The sequence below is a fragment of the Accumulibacter sp. genome, from assembly GCF_023806625.1.
In the GTDB taxonomy this organism is placed as follows: domain Bacteria; phylum Pseudomonadota; class Gammaproteobacteria; order Burkholderiales; family Rhodocyclaceae; genus Accumulibacter.
Genome location: NZ_JAMTDX010000051.1, coordinates 72810 through 89620, shown reverse-complemented (window position 1 = coordinate 89620; position 16811 = coordinate 72810). Strand labels below are relative to the sequence as shown.

Annotated in this window: 17 protein-coding genes and 1 pseudogene; 1 reads left to right on the top strand and 17 read right to left on the bottom strand. The window is 65.5% G+C overall.

The features are described 5' to 3' along the window. Positions 1-217 precede the first annotated feature (217 nt). The gene (locus tag NFW05_RS09220; RefSeq protein WP_295305392.1) at positions 218-1408 is read left to right on the top strand and encodes a cation diffusion facilitator family transporter; all 1191 of its coding nucleotides are present in this window, start codon (positions 218-220) and stop codon (positions 1406-1408) included. A 98-nt stretch (positions 1409-1506) separates the two neighbouring features. On the opposite strand, the gene NFW05_RS09215 is transcribed toward NFW05_RS09220, so the two are convergent. The 17 genes and pseudogenes from NFW05_RS09215 to NFW05_RS09135 form a co-directional block, all read right to left on the bottom strand. After that, on the bottom strand, positions 1507-2214 hold the full coding sequence (locus NFW05_RS09215; RefSeq protein ID WP_295305389.1) for a DsbC family protein: 708 nt from the start codon (positions 2212-2214) through the stop codon (positions 1507-1509). A gap of 175 nt (positions 2215-2389) precedes the next feature. Continuing rightward, positions 2390-3559 carry a UbiH/UbiF family hydroxylase gene (locus tag NFW05_RS09210; RefSeq protein ID WP_295305516.1) on the bottom strand — a complete coding sequence of 390 codons (1170 nt, stop codon included), beginning with the start codon at positions 3557-3559 and terminating at the stop codon, positions 2390-2392. Positions 3560-3655: 96 nt separating this feature from the next. Beyond that, positions 3656-4600 (bottom strand): HPr(Ser) kinase/phosphatase, encoded by a 945-nt coding sequence (hprK, locus tag NFW05_RS09205; protein WP_295305387.1) that lies wholly within the window; start codon positions 4598-4600, stop codon positions 3656-3658. A gap of 243 nt (positions 4601-4843) precedes the next feature. Next, positions 4844-5290, bottom strand: a complete 447-nt coding sequence (gene ptsN / locus NFW05_RS09200; protein ID WP_295305384.1) for a PTS IIA-like nitrogen regulatory protein PtsN — start codon at positions 5288-5290, stop codon at positions 4844-4846. A 103-nt stretch (positions 5291-5393) separates the two neighbouring features. Continuing rightward, positions 5394-5720 carry a ribosome-associated translation inhibitor RaiA gene (gene raiA / locus NFW05_RS09195; RefSeq protein ID WP_295305381.1) on the bottom strand — a complete coding sequence of 109 codons (327 nt, stop codon included), beginning with the start codon at positions 5718-5720 and terminating at the stop codon, positions 5394-5396. A gap of 17 nt (positions 5721-5737) precedes the next feature. After that, positions 5738-7156 (bottom strand): RNA polymerase factor sigma-54, encoded by a 1419-nt coding sequence (locus NFW05_RS09190; protein ID WP_295305378.1) that lies wholly within the window; start codon positions 7154-7156, stop codon positions 5738-5740. 81 nt (positions 7157-7237) lie between these two features. Further along, positions 7238-7972 carry an LPS export ABC transporter ATP-binding protein gene (lptB, locus tag NFW05_RS09185; RefSeq protein ID WP_295305375.1) on the bottom strand — a complete coding sequence of 245 codons (735 nt, stop codon included), beginning with the start codon at positions 7970-7972 and terminating at the stop codon, positions 7238-7240. Further along, positions 7948-8427, bottom strand: coding sequence for a recombination regulator RecX (recX, locus tag NFW05_RS09180; protein WP_295305372.1), 480 nt, complete (start codon positions 8425-8427; stop codon positions 7948-7950). Before recX ends, lptB begins: the two co-directional genes overlap by 25 nt. Positions 8428-8554: 127 nt before the next feature. Beyond that, positions 8555-9571 carry a recombinase RecA gene (recA, locus tag NFW05_RS09175; RefSeq protein ID WP_295305370.1) on the bottom strand — a complete coding sequence of 339 codons (1017 nt, stop codon included), beginning with the start codon at positions 9569-9571 and terminating at the stop codon, positions 8555-8557. 155 nt (positions 9572-9726) lie between these two features. Further along, positions 9727-11532: a hypothetical protein gene (locus NFW05_RS09170; RefSeq protein ID WP_295305367.1), complete on the bottom strand. Its 1806-nt coding sequence runs from the start codon at positions 11530-11532 to the stop codon at positions 9727-9729. A 98-nt stretch (positions 11533-11630) separates the two neighbouring features. Further along, positions 11631-12140: a CinA family protein gene (locus NFW05_RS09165; protein WP_295305363.1), complete on the bottom strand. Its 510-nt coding sequence runs from the start codon at positions 12138-12140 to the stop codon at positions 11631-11633. Then, complete coding sequence (locus NFW05_RS09160) at positions 12137-12625, bottom strand: phosphatidylglycerophosphatase A (protein WP_295305513.1); 489 nt, start codon at positions 12623-12625, stop codon at positions 12137-12139. Before NFW05_RS09160 ends, NFW05_RS09165 begins: the two co-directional genes overlap by 4 nt. After that, entirely contained in the window at positions 12615-13574 is a 960-nt protein-coding gene (thiL, locus tag NFW05_RS09155) for a thiamine-phosphate kinase (protein ID WP_295305360.1), read from the bottom strand. The genes NFW05_RS09160 and thiL overlap by 11 nt, the downstream gene beginning before the upstream one ends. Positions 13575-13621: 47 nt before the next feature. Beyond that, positions 13622-14119 carry a transcription antitermination factor NusB gene (gene nusB / locus NFW05_RS09150; RefSeq protein WP_295305357.1) on the bottom strand — a complete coding sequence of 166 codons (498 nt, stop codon included), beginning with the start codon at positions 14117-14119 and terminating at the stop codon, positions 13622-13624. Then, entirely contained in the window at positions 14116-14634 is a 519-nt protein-coding gene (gene ribH, locus NFW05_RS09145) for a 6,7-dimethyl-8-ribityllumazine synthase (protein WP_295305354.1), read from the bottom strand. Before ribH ends, nusB begins: the two co-directional genes overlap by 4 nt. Beyond that, a complete protein-coding gene (gene ribBA, locus NFW05_RS09140) occupies positions 14634-15767 on the bottom strand; it encodes a bifunctional 3,4-dihydroxy-2-butanone-4-phosphate synthase/GTP cyclohydrolase II (RefSeq protein WP_295305352.1) in 1134 nt (377 codons plus the stop codon). Before ribBA ends, ribH begins: the two co-directional genes overlap by 1 nt. Positions 15768-16270: 503 nt before the next feature. Beyond that, positions 16271-16811, bottom strand: a pseudogene (locus tag NFW05_RS09135) (hypothetical protein); the annotation flags it as partial.

Genomic DNA, 16811 nt, shown 5'->3' with positions numbered 1-16811 from the left:
GGGGCCTTTCCCTCCTGGAGCGAACGACGAGACATGAAGATCGGCAGGTGAGAGCGAAGGCGGGGCTTCCTGGGGCATGCTGCGCGCCGGACCACCCCGGGGGATGGGCATCTTCGGCCGTCGGCATTGGCCGGATTTCGCTCGACCTTGATGCCAATGGACTGGGCCGCGGTGTTGCGCTAGAATTTGTGGTCAGCCCAGACGCGGAGGTGCCGCCATGAACGCCCAGAAGAATCCATCCGGAGTCTCCTTCGACGATCCGGGACGGCACGGCATGACCCAGCGCGTCACGTGGGTCAGCGTGATGGTCAACGTGTTCCTGACCGCGGCCCAGGTGGTCGCCGGGATCATCGCGCACTCTCAGGGTCTGATCGCCGACGGCCTGCATTCGTTGTCCGACCTGGTCTGCGACTTCCTCGTCCTGTTTGCCGCCCACCACAGCAAGGATCCCGCCGACGAGAGCCATCCCTACGGCCATGCGCGAATCGAGACCGCCGCCTCGTTCGCCCTCGGCGCAATCCTGGCGGCAACCGGCGCGGGGATCATCTGGAGTGCCGCAGTCAAGCTCGAGAACCTCGACAGTCTCCCGGCAGTCGCGCCGCTCGCCCTGTGGACTGCGATCCTGGCACTCGTGGCGAAGGAGGGGCTGTTCCGTTACATGCTGCATGTGGGCGAACGGCTGCGCTCCCCGATGTTGATCGCCAACGCGTGGCATGCGCGATCCGACGCTGCGTCGTCTCTGGTCGTCGCCGTCGGGATCATCGGTAACCTGGGCGGCTACAACTTCGCCGACTCGGTCGCCGCGATCATCGTCGGTTTCATGATCGTCCGGATGGGCGTCGTCTTCGCCTGGGATGCGCTCCAGGAACTGATCGACACGGGCCTGTCGGTCGAGGAAGTCACCAGCATCCGCCAGGTGATCGTCGACACGCCCGGAGTGACCAGTCTGCATGATCTGCGCACCCGGCGAATGGCCCACCGCTCACTGGTCGACGCACACGTTTGTGTGGACCCCCGGATCAGCGTCTCAGAAGGACACCACATCGCCGAATTGACCCGTCAACGCGTGCTCGAAAGCCACGAGTCGGTGTCGGACGTTCTCGTCCATGTAGACGTCGCCGACGACGTGGATCATGACGGTTCCCTCAAGGGGCTGCCGACGCGCAGCGAACTGATGAGCCTGCTGACTCCTGCTCTGGCCGACCTGCCCGGTCCTGCACGGCTCGTCCTGCATTACCTCGGCGGGCGAATCGAGGCTGAAGTCTACCTGCCGGGCGAAGCACTCGCCGATGCGTCCGCGGCCAGCCGCATGGAGGCCGAAATCGGCCGACGACTGATCGAGCACCCGCTGGTCGCCGCACTGTCGGTAAACTATCGGCGACAGGTGTTTCCGTTCAGCCGGGACTGAAGCCGCGACCGTCGGATGACCTTCGGCTCCGCTGACCCGAGAGCCGCAAGGTTTCTTGTCGAATTCGCTCGAAGAGCGTGCCGATCAGGCCACGGCATTCATCGGGACTGTGCCTGGGCGAGTTTCTGTTCGATCCGCGCCAGCGGGATCGCGCCGGGTACTCGCTCCCCGTCGGCGAAGAAGATCGTCGGTGTTCCGTTGATCGCCAGCTTCCGCCCTGTCTCGACGGACTTCCTGACCGCCGTGGTGTCACAGTCGCCTTTGCCGGGCGGCACCTTGCCCTCAATCATCCATTCGTTCCAGGCCTTGGCCCGATCCGGCGCGCACCAGATCTGGTTGGATTTCTCGAGCGAGTCGGGCGAGAGGATCGGATAGAGGAAAGTGTAGATCGTCACGTTGTCCAGCTTGGCCATTTCCCTGGCCATCTTCTTGCAGTAGCCGCAGTTGGGGTCCTCGAAAGTGGCAAAGACGCGCTTGCCGTCGCCGCGGACCTGTTTCACCGCCAGATTCAGAGGAAGGTCCGAAAACCGGATCGCCGTCAGCTTCTGCATGCGCTCGTCAGTGACGTTCTTCATCGTCTTTCCGTCGATCAGCGAGCCGATTAGCAACGCAGACACCTTGTCATCGGTGTAAACGATCTGGCCATCGACGTAAACTTCGTAGAGGCCGAGATAGGGAGACTTCGTTATGCTGACGACAGTCGCACCGAGCCTGCTCTCCACCGCCTTCTTGACCGACGCCTCATCTGCGTGGCTGGACAGGCTCAGCACTGCGCTGCAGAGCAGGGGCATCAACTTGCTGTACATGTGGCTTCTCCGGGTCAGAAATAGTGAGAATGAATCCGCTGCGCGGCCGATCCGCGGCGCTACCCAATCGCCGACGTCTCGCGCGTCCATCTGCAATTCGAGTCGTTCGTTGGCACCGGGTATCCCGCCGAGTGGCGACCATTGCCCGATGGCCTGCCCGGGGTCGGGAAGCCGCTCAGACGATGCCGGTCGCGTAACGCACGAGTAAATTCTTGACAACCGGCACTTGGTCAGTCAACCTCATGCCAAGGTTCCGCAGAGTCCGCAATCCTGGCCATCGACTCGCGAAGAGATCGTGAAGTGCGTGCGTGACGCACTGCAGCAGCAAGGTCTCTTCCCGCCGCTGGCGCTGATAGCGCTGCAGCAGACGCTCGGCACCGACGTCCTGCCACTCCGGCACGCGCGTGAGCAGTCCAGCCAGCGACCTGGCGTCCTGCAGTCCCAGGTTGATGCCGTGGCCAGACAGCGGGTGAATCGCGTGCGCCGCATCGCCGAGCAGAGCCAGGCGAGGCCCGATGATCCGTGGAACGAGCATCAGGCGCAAGGGAAACGCTGCTGGCGGAGTCAACAGGGTCAGCCCACCGAGCGCACCGTGGCCGGCAGCCGCAACCTTGGCGCACAGCTGGTCAGGCGTCAGACCAAGCATTTCCTCGGCCTTCTCCGTCGAGGTCGACCAGACGATCGAAATCCGGTCGCCGGGTAGCGGCAACCAGGCGAGCACTCCGTCGTCACGAAACCACTGTCTGGCGATGCCCCGGTGGGCGCGCTGGCATGCGAAGTTGGCGACCACGCCCTTCTCGTGGTAATCGCTCTCGAAGGCGCGCAAGCCGAGCGCCTCTCTGACCCAGGAATCCCTGCCGTCGGCACCGACCAGCAGCCGCGCCCTGAGCAGCGTGCGATCAGCCAGCGTCAGGACTGCGGCATCGGGGCCGGCACTTAGACTCGCGGGGCTGCCGGGACAGAAAAGCGTGAGATTGCTCTGCCGTTTGACGTTCTCCCAGAGCTCGCCGGCGATCAGCGAGGACTCGAGTATCCAGCCGAGTTCGTCAATCCCCGTCTCGTACGCCGAAAAGTCCAGCCTGGCACCGCCGTCGCCGTACACCTCCATCGCCCGGATCGGCGCCATCCGCTCGGCTGGGAGATGTCTCCACACGCCGATGTCGCTGAGCAAGTCGACATTGGCGGGCGAGATCGCGTACACCCGTGCATCCCAGCCAGAAACCGGCCGCGGCGGAAACTGCTCGACCAGCGCCAGCCTCAGACGTGCGTCTCGCAGCGCACAGGCCAACGAGAGGCCGGCCAGCCCGCCGCCGACGATCAGGACGTCGAACTCGGCTGGCTGCATCAGCTCGGCCTGCCCGCCGGCAGGCACGACCTCGCGGGAGACCGCGGCCACCCCGCGCTGTTCCGCGGATTCGTGCGCATTTCGAACCCGCGGCCGCTACAGGTCATCGTCGAGAAGCGCCTGCTGCTGTCGGTTGATGAAATCCCCCATACTGTCGATACCACGCAGTTGCAGGATGCTGTTCCGCACCGCGGCTTCGAGCAGAACGGCGATGTTGCGCCCCGCGGCGACGGGAATCACGACCTTGCGGATCGGCACACCGAGAATCTCCTGCGACTGCGCGTCGAGTGGCAAGCGCGGACCATCGGCACTGCCCAGCGGGCGTTGCAGATGCGCAATCAGCTTGAGCTTCATCTTGCGGCGTGACGCGGTCTCGCCAAAAATCGTGCGGATATTGAGAAGGCCGAGGCCGCGCACTTCGAGGTAGTCACGCAGCATGCTCGGGCAGCGCCCTTCGATCGTCGTCGGCGCGATACAGGCGAGTTCGACGACGTCGTCGGCAACCAGGCCGTGCCCGCGGGAAATCAGTTCGAGAGCCAGTTCGCTCTTGCCAACGCCCGAATCTCCAGTGATCAGCACGCCCATTCCGAAGACGTCCATCAGAACGCCGTGCACCGAGGTGAAGCCGGCCAGCCGTCGTGAAAGATAGATGCGCAGCAGGTCGATGACCGCCGAGCACGGCTTCGGACTCGTAAACAGCGGCGTCGCCGTCGACTCGCAGGCCTCGCGGATCGCCGGCAGGATCTCGACGTCGTCGGCGACGATCAGGGCGGGGGGCCTGGCAGCCATCAGCTCCTTGACCTGAAAGCGTAGACGCTCGGGCGTCACCCGGCAACCCCAGGCATTTTCCGCCCGTCCAATGACCTGGAGCCGCTCGGGATGGATCAGGTTCAGATGGCCGACCACGTCGGCCCCGAAGTAGCCCTGTTCCCTCAACTCTATCTGGCGGTCGACACCGACCGCGACGACCCAGGAAAGCTTCAGCTTTTCCCGATGGTCCTCGTAAAGCTGGGCAACGCTGAACTGCCGCTCGGCGCTCATGCTCGGAGCCCCGGAGTCGAGTCGCCGAAGAGGCGGTCAGCGCTGTCCATCAGATTGCGCAGAGTCTCCTGCGCGCAGGCAGACGAGCGAGCGGCAAGGATGCGAAAGCGAGTGAGCCGGCAACGGCCCGGAGGCACCGCAGCGCGCAGGACACGGCCGATCGACGCCTCGCGGTCGCCGAAACGACCTGTCGATCGTTCCGCACATCCCGCCAGCTCGATGAGCGTTTCCCCGGAAGCCCGGTCAATCGGCGAAGATCTTGCGGACGGTTGCTGCATCGGGTGCTCTGGCCAGCGCCTCGCGGCAAGTCCGGTCCGAGAAGTGCTGCGCCAGTTCCGAGAGGATCTGCAGGTGCTGCTCGGTAGCGACCTCGGGCACCAGGAGGATGAACAGCAGCGAAACGGGCTTGCCGTCGGGTGAATCGAAGGGCACCGGCGTAGCCAGGCGGAGAAAGGCTCCGGTGGCGTCCCGGAGGCCCTTGATCCGCCCGTGCGGTATGGCCACCCCCTGTCCGAGGCCGGTGGAGCCGAGCTTTTCACGCGCGAACAGACTGTCGAAAACCGTGCTGCGCGCGATCCCGAGATAGTTTTCGAAAAGAAGCCCGACGTGCTCGAAAACGCGCTTCTTGCTGCTCGCTTCGAGATCCAGGAGGATGTTTTCGAGCGGGAGGAGTTGGGTGATCTGGCTCATACGACAAAGACCCGAAAAGGCGGACGTGGATGGCTTCGGACAGCAGGACGCAAGGAACAGACGACGGCCCCGGCTGTTCGGCCTTGCGCGGACCGCCGATCGATCATTCGGCCCCGATGTGGTCCGAGATCTTGTTTCCGCGGTGGTGATCCTGCAGCTTCTGCTTGTACTTCTGGACCTGGCGGTCCAGCTTGTCGGCCAGTCCGTCGATGGCCGCGTAGAGGTCTTCGTCCACGGATTCGACATAGACGTCCTTGCCCGCAAGATGAACGGTCACCTCAGCTTTCTGTTTCAGCTTGTCCACCGAGAGGATCACACTGATGTCGATCACGTTGTCAAAGTGCCGGGCAACCCGTTCGAGCTTGCCTGTCACGTAATCGCGCAACGCCGGAGTGATCTCGAGGTGGTGTCCACTGACTTGCAGGTTCATGATGTGGCTCCTTGTTCTTAAATGGACTTGCGTAAACTGACCGGCGGGATATTGAGCGCTTCACGGTATTTTGCAATCGTTCGCCGTGCCACGACAATGCCCTGCTGGCCAAGGATCTCGGCGATCTGGCTATCCGAGAGGGGCTTCCTGGGCTCTTCGGCGCTGATCATCTGCTTGATCAGGGCGCGAATCGCGGTCGCCGAGCAGGCCCCGCCGGCTTCCGTGCCGACGTGGCTGCCAAAGAAATACTTCAGCTCGAAGATCCCGCGCGGCGTCGCCATGTACTTCTGCGTGGTCACCCGCGAGATCGTCGACTCGTGCAACCCGAGAGCGTCGGCAATCTCGCGGAGAACCAGCGGGCGCATGGCCACTTCGCCGTGATCGAGAAACTGTCGCTGGCGATCGACAATCGCCTGGGCGACGCGGAGGATCGTGTCGAACCTTTGCTGGACATTCCTGATCAGCCAGCGGGCTTCCTGCAGTTGACCGGCAAGCCCGGAACCGCGCTGCCTGGACAGAATCTGGGCGTACAGGCTGTTGATCCGCAGCCGCGGGTAGGCATCGGCATTGACGTTCACCGACCACTGACCACGAAGCTTGCGCACGACCACGTCCGGCGTGATGTAACGGATGTCCGGTGAGGCATGGATGGCCCCCGGCCGCGGATTGAGACTGCAGATCAGCAGGTGCGCAGCGCGCAACTCGTCCTCCTCGCAACCGATCTGCTTCCTCAGCCTCTGAAAATCGTGGCTGGCCAGCAGATCGAGATGCTGGCGGACGATCTGCTGTGCCAGCAGACACGTCGAATCCGCAGGCAGCGACTCCAGTTGCAGCAGCAGGCACTCCTGAGCGCTGCGCGCCCCGACTCCCGTGGGATCAAAATTCTGCAGATACCTGAGCGCAATCTGCAGCTCGTCCTGGTCGATCTCGAACTCTCCGGGCATCGCCTCGGCCAGTTCCTCGAGCGACTGCGTGAGATAGCCGTCGTCATCGACGGCTTCGATAAGGCAGCGCACCAGGACGCGATCCCGCTCCGAAACGGTCAGCAGGCCGAGCTGGCTCAGCAGATGCTCGCGCAGCGATACGCTGGCTGCCTTCGCATCCTGATAGTCGCTCTCGGGATCGTCATCGAAGGAGCCCGATGACCCGAATGCCCGAGCCTGGTCGTCAAGCCAGCTCTCCTCGCCACCCAGAGCAGGTTCCCCACCGCCCTCTTCAAGCGACTCTTCGCGAGCGGAATCGACGCTCCTCTCGGCGCCGCCCGGAATGGCCACCGAATACTCGTCGGCACGTTCCAGCAGAGGGTTCTCCTGCAGGTATCTCTCCAGTTCGTGCTCGAGATCCAGCGTAGACAGCTGCAGCAGCCGGATCGACTGCTGCAGTTGCGGCGTCAATGCGAGATGCTGGGAGAGTTTGAGCTGGAGGGATGGCTTCATCTACGGAACCAGGTAATCCACTGCGTGGGCATGGGAAACCGCCCGTATGGTTCGCGAATTGGGGCCCTTGGCACATCGGGCTCAGAGGCGAAAGTTCTCGCCCAGATACACCTTCCGGACGTTTTCATTATAAATGATTTCGTCCGGGCGGCCAGCAGCGAGCACCCCACCCTCGTTGATGATGTAGGCGTGGTCACAGATGCCCAGCGTCTCGCGCACGTTGTGGTCGGTGATCAGTACACCGATCCCTCGTTCCTTCAGAAAGCGAATGATCTTCTGGATATCCAGAACGGCGATCGGGTCCACTCCGGCGAAGGGCTCGTCGAGGAGGATGAACCGTGGCTCGGTGGCCAACGCCCGGGCGATCTCGACGCGTCGTCGCTCGCCTCCAGAAAGCGACGTCGCCGGGCTCGCGCGCAGGTGGCCGATGTGCAGTTCCTCGAGCAGTCTCTCCGCGCGTGCCTCGATTTCTTCGCCCGACAACGGCTGCAACTCGAGCACTGCGCGAATGTTCTCGCTGACTGTCAGCTTCCGGAAAACGGAGGCCTCCTGCGGGAGATACGAGACTCCGAGGCGAGCACGTCGGTGGATCGGCAGATGCGTGAGCTCGACGTCGTCGAGGTGAACGGCGCCACCATCACAGGCGATGAGGCCGACGACCATGTAGAAGCAAGTGGTCTTTCCCGCGCCGTTCGGCCCGAGCAGCCCGACCACTTCGCCGCTGACGACGTCGAAGGAAACGTCATGGACGACCGTTCGCGCCTTGTAGCGCTTGTTCAGCCTGCGCGTCGTCAGTCTGCTCTGCCTGTCGGACATACCTCGTCATCCTCGAAGTCTGCGCCGATGAGGCGCCGGATCGTCTCGTGGGAGAAGCCTCGCGAGACCAGGAAACGGTACTGCCGGGCTCGCTCGGCGACATCCCCGGTGGCCACCGGAAGAGGATCACCGTAGCGCTTCCGCCAGACGTGGCGGGCTCGCGTGAGCTCGTCCTCGACTGTGGCCAGCGCCTGCGCGATCAGCCGATCGTCGACGCCGCGTGCCCGCAACTCCCGGGCGATCCTCGAGTCGCCGAGCCTCGAACCGCGCGAGCGCGCTCTCACGCTCGCATAGCGCTCGTCCGAGAGCAGGCCGCTGGCGGCCAACTGGTCGAGCAGAGACGCCATCTGGTCGGCGGACCCAGCCAGAGCACCGAGCTTTGCCGCCAGTTCGTGGCGGCTGTACTCGCGGCGGGCGAGCATGCGCAGCGCACGTTCGCGAAGGGACTCGTTCATCAGCGGACCTCGGTCACCGCTCGCCGACCATCGGCCTGCCCGTTCAGCTCGCCCGCGGTGCTGGACTTGCAGACACCGTCCGGCGCAGGCACAAGCCGCCTGCTCGCGCCGATTTCTCGACAACTTCTCAGGCTGAAGTCGCCGCGGCTGGCGCGGGGACCTTCACGGCCGCGCGGATCCTCGATTCGATTTCCTGGGCAATCTGTGGTCTGCTCTTCAGGTATTCGCGGACGTTGTCCTTGCCCTGGCCGATCTTCTCGCCGCTGTACGCGTACCACGATCCCGACTTGTCGATCAGCTTGTGCTGGACGCCGAGTTCGATGATCTCGCCTTCGCGCGAGGTCCCTTCACCGTACAGGATGTCGAAGATCGCTTCACGGAAAGGCGGTGCAACCTTGTTCTTGACCACTTTCACGCGCGTCTCGCTGCCGATGACCTCGTCGCCCTTCTTGATGCTGCCGATCCTCCGGATGTCCAGGCGCACCGACGCGTAGAACTTCAGCGCGTTGCCGCCTGTCGTCGTCTCCGGACTGCCGAACATGACCCCGATCTTCATGCGAATCTGATTGATGAAGATCACCAGGGTGTTCGTCCGATTGATGTTGGCGGTCAGTTTGCGCAAGGCCTGACTCATCAGACGAGCCTGCAGACCTGGCAACGAATCGCCCATCTCGCCCTCGATCTCCGCCTTGGGAACGAGTGCGGCAACCGAATCGATGACCACGATGTCCACGCTCCCCGAGCGCACCAGCATGTCGGCGATTTCCAGCGCCTGCTCGCCAGTATCGGGCTGGGAGATCAGCAGGTCGTCGAGATTGACGCCAAGCTTCTGCGCATAGGCCGGATCAAGGGCGTGCTCGGCGTCGATGAACGCCGCGGTCCCACCGAGCTTCTGCATCTCGGCGATGACCTGGAGGGTCAGCGTCGTCTTGCCCGACGATTCAGGACCGTAGATCTCGACCACCCGGCCACGCGGAAGTCCGCCGACCCCGAGGGCGATGTCGAGCCCCAGCGAGCCTGTCGACACCACCGAGATGTCGCCTGCCACGCTCCCTTCGCCCATCCGCATGATCGAACCCTTGCCGAACTGCTTCTCGATCTGGGCCAGTGCGGCAGCGAGCGCCTTCGACCTGTTGTCGTCCATCGTTACCTGTCCTTTGCGCTGATTGACGAGAATTATCCCACGTTCGGCTCGCTCCGGTCTGCCGTCCGCGGGCGCCTTTTGCTGTCATTATATACAGTATTCGGCGAAACGCCATCGCCATTTGGCCGGGCCGTGACCGTACGCCAGCGCGCCGGTCAATCGCCGCCTGGAAGGCGGCTCTGCAGAAGATCGGACAGGAACAGGATCTCGTGCACGATGCGCAGGCTGAAGCCGGTGCGCTCTCCGTGACGGTTGTCGCGCAGCAACCGCTCGAGGTACGCCAGACATTCGGGAGAACCCCAGGTCCGGGCAATCGCCTGGCGGACATGGACCAGCCTGCCGATCGCCGGCAGCCGCGCGAGAAGTCCCTCGATCGGCAAGACCCGCAGATCCCCCGCGGATAGCGCCGGGGAAGCGGCCAGCTGGGTGGTGTCCCAGTCTACCGGCGCGACGTTGAAACGCCGGGTCAGCCTGATGGCGAGGGCATCGAAAGCTTCGCGCTGGTTGCTCTGACGGTAGACCTCGAGCAGCTTCAGCCACGGCCCCACGGCGACAGCCGGCTTTCTGTCGATGAATTCGACCAGCGCTTGTTCCGCCGCCTTCAGGCGTCCGAAAGAAAGCATGATCTCGGCAAGATCGAGGACCGCTGCCGCGTCGTCGGTCCCCTCCCCGCCGGGAACCCGGCCAGCCTTGCCGACCTGATCTTCGCGCACGGCGGTGCTGCGGGCCGAGCCGCCGGTTCCATCCTGGTCGCCGAAAGCGGAACCGGGATCGAGTTCCCAGAGGGACTCGGTCCCTGACGATGGCGGCTGCTCGGCAGGCGCGGCGACCGCAGCCTGGGGTGACCTGCCAACCGAGCGGCGGCGAAGCCACCAAGCCAGTGTGCTGACCAGAACAAGCAGCAGCCCGGCTGCGACCCACCAGTCGCCTTCGTCGGCCGGCGACGTGCGCGCAGGTCTGGCTCTTTCGCTCACTGCGCCCCCCTTCTCGGACGGCGCACCGACTGGACGCGAAGTAGCCGCCGGCATGGCAGCCGGCGCTGCCGAGCGCGCAATCTCCGCCAGCCGGGCCTGCCCTTCGGCGCGCTGCTCAAGCTCGGCGATCGTCGCCTCGATACGCCGCACCTGTTCGGCAACGGCCAACTGCTGCTCGGCCTGGGTGTGAATCGCCGAGAGCAGTTTGTACTCGATGCGCAGCAGCGCCCGCTGGCTCTCGCTGAACCGGTTCAGCAGGTGGGCGGAAAGGCGGCTGCTCAGACGCAACGCGGGAAACTCGCCGTCGGCCAGAGTCGGGAGTTGCGGTTCGATCGACAGCACCAGCCGATCGGCCGGCCTCGTGACCAGCGTCGGCTGCCGCGGCAACGGTTTCCCCGGCTTTTTCGGCACGTCGTCACTCCGCGGACCAGGCAGCTCGACGCTCGCGGCTTCACCCGCCCCGCTGAGTCCCGGCCGCGTTGCCCCGGTACCCGGCAACTGCCCGCCCGACTGGCCCGCCCAGCGCGATGCCGACACGTCGCCCGCCGCCCGCGAGCCATTCGCCGGTCGGCCGGCTCCCGGCACCCGGGGAGCAATCGGAGGATCGACGAGGACCAGGTAATTGCGCACGACCTCGGCGCCGCAGCCGGCATGCACACGAACCTGCAGAACCGGGTCATTGATCGTCTGATCGGAAACGATTCGCAGGCGCAGGCCGCTGCTGCCCTGCTCGACCGTCAGGCTGGCCCGCGTCAGCGCCGGAATGTCACCATTGCCGGCCTGACCGAGGCGAAAACAGCTGGCCTGCGCGCGCCGGCCGCCCGAGTTCTCGACCAGCTGCACCTCCGCCTCGAAGCGGGCGCCGAGCCGTGACAGCACGGTCATCTGGCCGAGACCCAGCGCCGCAGCGTCGCCGGCGGCGAGCCAGGCGAGGGGCACCACGATCGCGGCACGCCAGAGCAGGAAGCTTGCCATTGCTGAGCGCATCTACAGAACCCGGGCGAACGTTCAAGTCACTCATTTTATTACAAGCCGACAGGGCTTTGCCGAAACCGTCGGCCACCCGAAGGGCGCCGGCAGACAGTTCAGGCCAGACACCGTCCGACGCGCTCGACGAGCCCCTCGAGCGCACAGGCGACGGACTGCGCCCGGATCGCCTCTCGATGACCGGAAAAATGGCGGGTCAGCGTGTCCACCGCGCCCTCCCGACCAGCCCAGGCGAAACAGACGGTGCCCACCGGCCGGCCCGGCGAGCCGCCAGCCGGACCGGCGACGCCGGTAATCGCCAGCGCCCAGTCGGCACGGCTGTGCGCGAGCGCCCCGAGAACCATCGCCGCGGCCGTCGCTTCGCTGACTGCCCCCTGGCGACGCAGAAGGTCTGCCGAGACATCGAGAAGTTCGACCTTCGCCTCATTCGAATAAGTGATGAAGCCCCGATCGAACCACTCGGAACTGCCCGGAATCGCGGTCAGGCACTGGCCCACCCAGCCCCCGGTACACGACTCCGCGGTGGCCAGACGCGCCCCTGCATCGCGCAGAACTCGTCCGGCCCGGGCCGCCAGAGCCTCGAGCGCAGCCTGCTCCACGGCGCTCATCGCAGCACGAAACCCAGCAACGCCAGGACCAGCAGCGTGTAGCCGGCGGCGATCAGGTCGTCGAACATCACCCCGAGGCCGTTCTTCATCTTCTCGTCAAAATGGCGGATCGGTTCGGGTTTGACGACGTCGAAAAAGCGGAACAGGGCGAAAGCGACAGCCTGCCAGAGGAGTTGCCCGGGACAGAGAAAGAGCACGAGCCAGAAGGCGACGATCTCGTCCCAGACGATACTCCCGTGATCGACCACACCGAGATCGGCGCCGGTCCGGTTCGCCGCCGCCACCCCGGCAACCAGAGACACGACGAGCAGGCCGAAGAACTCGAGATCGCCGAGTGATCCGCGAAGCACCGGAAACGACAGCCAAGCCAACAGAGTGCCGGCGGTGCCCGGCGCCCACGGCGAGAGGCCGCTGCCAAAACCGCAGGCCAGCAGGTGCGCCGGATGCGCGAGCAGGAAGCCGAGAGACGGCCGGCTAGGCAAAATGTTCGTACCCTCTGGTGGCAATCCCGAACGGCTGTCCGTGCTCGTCGATCACCCGCAGACTGCCGGGGGGCGCATCGACGACTCGTCCGAAGCGCGACAGCGGAATTCCGAGGTCGGCAGACAGATCGACCAGCTGGTCGCGCTGCGCCGGTGGCGCGCAGAACACCAGCTCGTAGTCATCTCCGCCGGTGAGCTGGCAACGGCGAGCGAGTTCTGCCTCGACTCCGACGATCGGCTGCGGCAGACCAGCGAGCAGCACCTCGGCGCCGACCCGCGAGCCGTCGAGGACGTGACCGAGGTCGGCGAGCAGACCGTCCGAAACGTCGATTGCCGCTCGCGCCAGGTGTCGCCGCCGGAGAGCGAGCCCGAGTTCGACGCGTGGCAGCGGGCGATTCAGCGCATCCACACAGCGAGCGGCAAGCGCCTCGGCAAGCCGGGTCCGACCCTGCAGGTGAGCCAGACCGAGCGCGGCGAACCCGGGTTGACCGGAGACCCAGAGATCGTCACCGGCGACCGCGCGATCGCGGCGAAGCGCCTCTCCCGGAGGCACTTCGCCGAGCGCCGTCAGGCACAGGTTGAGCGGACCGCGCGTCGTATCCCCGCCGATCAGCTCGACCGAAAAACGGGCGGCACAGGCAAAGACCCCTTCGGCAAACGCTGCGAGCCACTCGTCCCGCGCCTCAGGCAGGCTGATCGCGAGCAGGATCCACCGTGGTTGCGCGCCCATCGCGGCGAGGTCGGAGAGGTTGACGGCGACTGCCTTCCAGCCGAGGTGGCAGGGATCGGTGCCCGGGAGAAAATGCGTGCCGGCGACGAGCATGTCCGTACTGATCGCCAGTTCCATGCCGACGCTCGGCGCCACCAGCGCACAGTCGTCACCAGCGCCGAGAACCGCGCCGTGTGCGGGGCGGGAGAAATGGCGCCGGATCAGCTCAAACTCGCCGGGCATCGACAGGCACGCCGGGCAGGTCAGCCGGATCCACCTCCACCGGGCAATCAGCCGGGGCGGCCACGCGCCGCGCGCCGGGCTTCGACCTCGGCCACCCGCAGTCGTGCAGCGAGCTTGTCGAGAACGCCATTGACGTACTTGTGACCGTCGGTACCCCCGTAGGTCTTGGCGAGTTCGATGCACTCGTTGATGATCACCCGATAAGGCGTCTGCGGACAGTTCCGCAACTCGAAGGCGCCAACCAGCAGCACGCTCGCCTCGATCGGCGACAGTTCGCCGAAGGGCCTGTCGAGATGACCCCGGAGTTCCTCCTTGAGTTGCTCGCCCTCGGCGAACACCCCGCGCAGCAGTTCGACGCAGAACTCGCGGTCGACCCGATCGAAGCCGTCGCTGCTGCGCAGCCCGGCCTCGACGGCCGCCTCGTCGTTGCCGCTGAGCTGCCATTCGTACAGACCCTGGAGAACGAGTTCACGAGCCCGTCGTCTCGGCGAGGTCTGTACTCCGGACTGCGCGTCACGGGATGCCGGCGAACGCCCTCCGCTCATCGCAGCTCCCTCAGCCGACCGAGAAGATTGGCCATCTCGACCGCTGCCCGCGCACAATCCAGCCCTTTCTGGTGCATCCGGGCGAGGGCCTGATCGTCGTCCTCGCAGGTCAGGATCCCGTTGGCGACGGGCACGCCAAAGCGCATTTGCACGTCCATCAGAGCGCGACACGAATCGTTGGCGACGATCTCGAAATGGTAGGTTTCACCGCGAATCACCGCCCCGAGAGCGATCAGGGCCTGGAAGCGGCCGCTCTGCGCCATGCCCTGCAGAGTCAGCGGGATTTCCAGCGCGCCCGGGACGGTGGCGATGGCGATCGACTGCCTGGCGACGCCGAGCCGGCGCAGCTCGTCGGTGCAAGCGCTCAGCAGTCCCTCACCGATGTCCTGATTGAAGCGGCTCATCACCACTCCAACGGCCAGACCTTCACCCGACAGCGACGGCTCGAACTCGAAAATGTCTTGCGCCCGGCGCGCCGGCGGACGGTCGTCGCCGCTTGTCCTGCGGGCGGCCATCAGAGCCTCTCCAGATCGGCGACACTGGCCAGATGACCGGTCACATCGAGACCAAAACCGGTCATGCTCGGCATCCGCCGCGGGCTCGCCAGCAGCTTCATCCGGCCGACGCCGAGATCCCGGAGAATCTGCGCGCCAATCCCGTACAGCCGCGGGTCCCAGCGGGCCGCCGGACGCCGGGCTGCAGCCGGCTCGCGGAGGATCGCCAGGATGTCCTGCCCGCTCTCCGGGCGATGGAGGAGAACGATCACCCCGGCCTCGACCCTGGCCAGCGCCGATTGAGCCACGTTCAGCGGGAACGTGTGGCGTCCTCCGCCGGGATCAAGGAAGTCGACCACCGACAGCGGTTCGTGCACCCGGACCAGCGTCTCCCGATCCGGGCGAATATCGCCCCTGGTCAGCGCCAGGTGGACTTCGCCCGACGTGCGGTCGGTGTAGGCGTGGAGCGTGAACTCGCCGTACGCTGACTGCACCGCCTTCGACAGCGTCCGCTCGACGAGGGTCTCGTGCCGGCTCCGGTAATGGATGAGGTCGGCAATGCTGCCGATCTTCAGCGAATGTTCACGGGCGAAGACGATCAGGTCGTCGAGACGCGCCATGCTCCCGTCTTCCTTGAGAATCTCGCAGATCACCGAGGCCGGCTCGAGTCCGGCCAACTGCGCGAGGTCGCAGCCCGCTTCGGTGTGCCCGGCGCGGACCAGCACGCCTCCCGGTCGGGCCATGATCGGGAAAACATGACCCGGCTGCACGATGTCCTCGGGTCTCGCGTTTCTCGCCACGGCCGCCTGAATGGTCAGCGCACGATCGTGGGCCGAAATTCCGGTGCTCACCCCGTTGGCCGCCTCGATGGACACCGTAAACGCGGTGCTGTACGGGCTCTTGTTGTCGCGCGCCATCTGTGTCAGGCCGAGCTGCCGGCAGCGCGCCTCGGTCAGCGTCAGACAGATCAGGCCGCGACCGAAGCGAGCCATGAAATTGATCGCCTCGGCCGTGACATGCTCGGCGGCGAGGACGAGGTCTCCCTCGTTTTCACGATCCTCTTCGTCGACCAGAACGACCATCCGGCCGGCCCGCATTTCGACGATGATCTCTTCGATTGGCGCGACATCCGCCGACGTACCGAGCGGCGCCATGCAACCCTCCTTCCCGGAACACCCCGTGCCGCCTCGTGGCGACGGCCCTTCAGCCCACCCCGAGCGGCCTTTGGACGCTGCCCGCTTTCGGTCAGCGAGGCTCGTCGACGGCGGGAGCCCGCGCAAGGCCGCCAGACGGACACACACGCCAGCCGACTCAACTCGGAAACCGCGATTCTCTCAGTTTCTCGACCCGACCGCCAAGCGCTCTCGTCGCGCTCATCGAGTTCCTGGTGTGCTGTCTCGCAAATTCCTTGAGCGATGGGCGCGGAAGCATGCACGAAATGAACGTGCCGACATCCAGGTGAAGGCAATCGGATTTTGCGCGAAATCTCCCTCAGGCAGAGCGCGAAGCGCAGCAGGCGGAACACCTTGCGAAGGTTCGCAACGCAGCGTCGCGGCGATCTGCGCAAGAGAGCCGGCAAGCGCACTTGCGAGACGGCACGCCAGCAAGCGATCGCCCTACGCGGCGGACATTCGTTTTATCATGCGGGAATCGGGCATCACGCCCGTGCCAGCTTTGGGCGATGCCATGCGAGGGGGTGCACCGGCAACTGTCGATGCATCGGGACGATGCTCTCAGTGCGAAAGGACCTCAAATGTCCCTGAACGAGATTCTGGTGTTGGTCGCGGTTGCTGGGGTTGCCGCTTTCTTCCTTCTGCGTTTCCTCCGTGGCGGTGGACACGCCGAGCGACCCGTCGGGCGGGCTGCCGCAGCCGGCGAGGTCGCCGAGCCGACCTCGCCACCCGCCGATGAAGCAGCGGCTCGCATCGCCGCCGAACGATTCGCCGCCGAGGAGGCCGCCCGCCGCGAGGCCGAACGTCTCGCCGCCGAGGAAGCCGCCCGGATCGAAGCCGAACGTGTCGCCGCCGAGGAGGCCGCCCGCCGCGAGGCCGAACGTCGCGCCGCCGAGGAAGCCGCCCGCCGCGAGGCCGAACGTCTCGCCGCCGAGGAGGCCGCCCGCCGCGAGGCCGAACGTGTCGCCGCTGAGGAGGCCGCCCGCCGCGAGGCCGAACGTCTCGCCGCCGAGGAGGCCGCCCGGA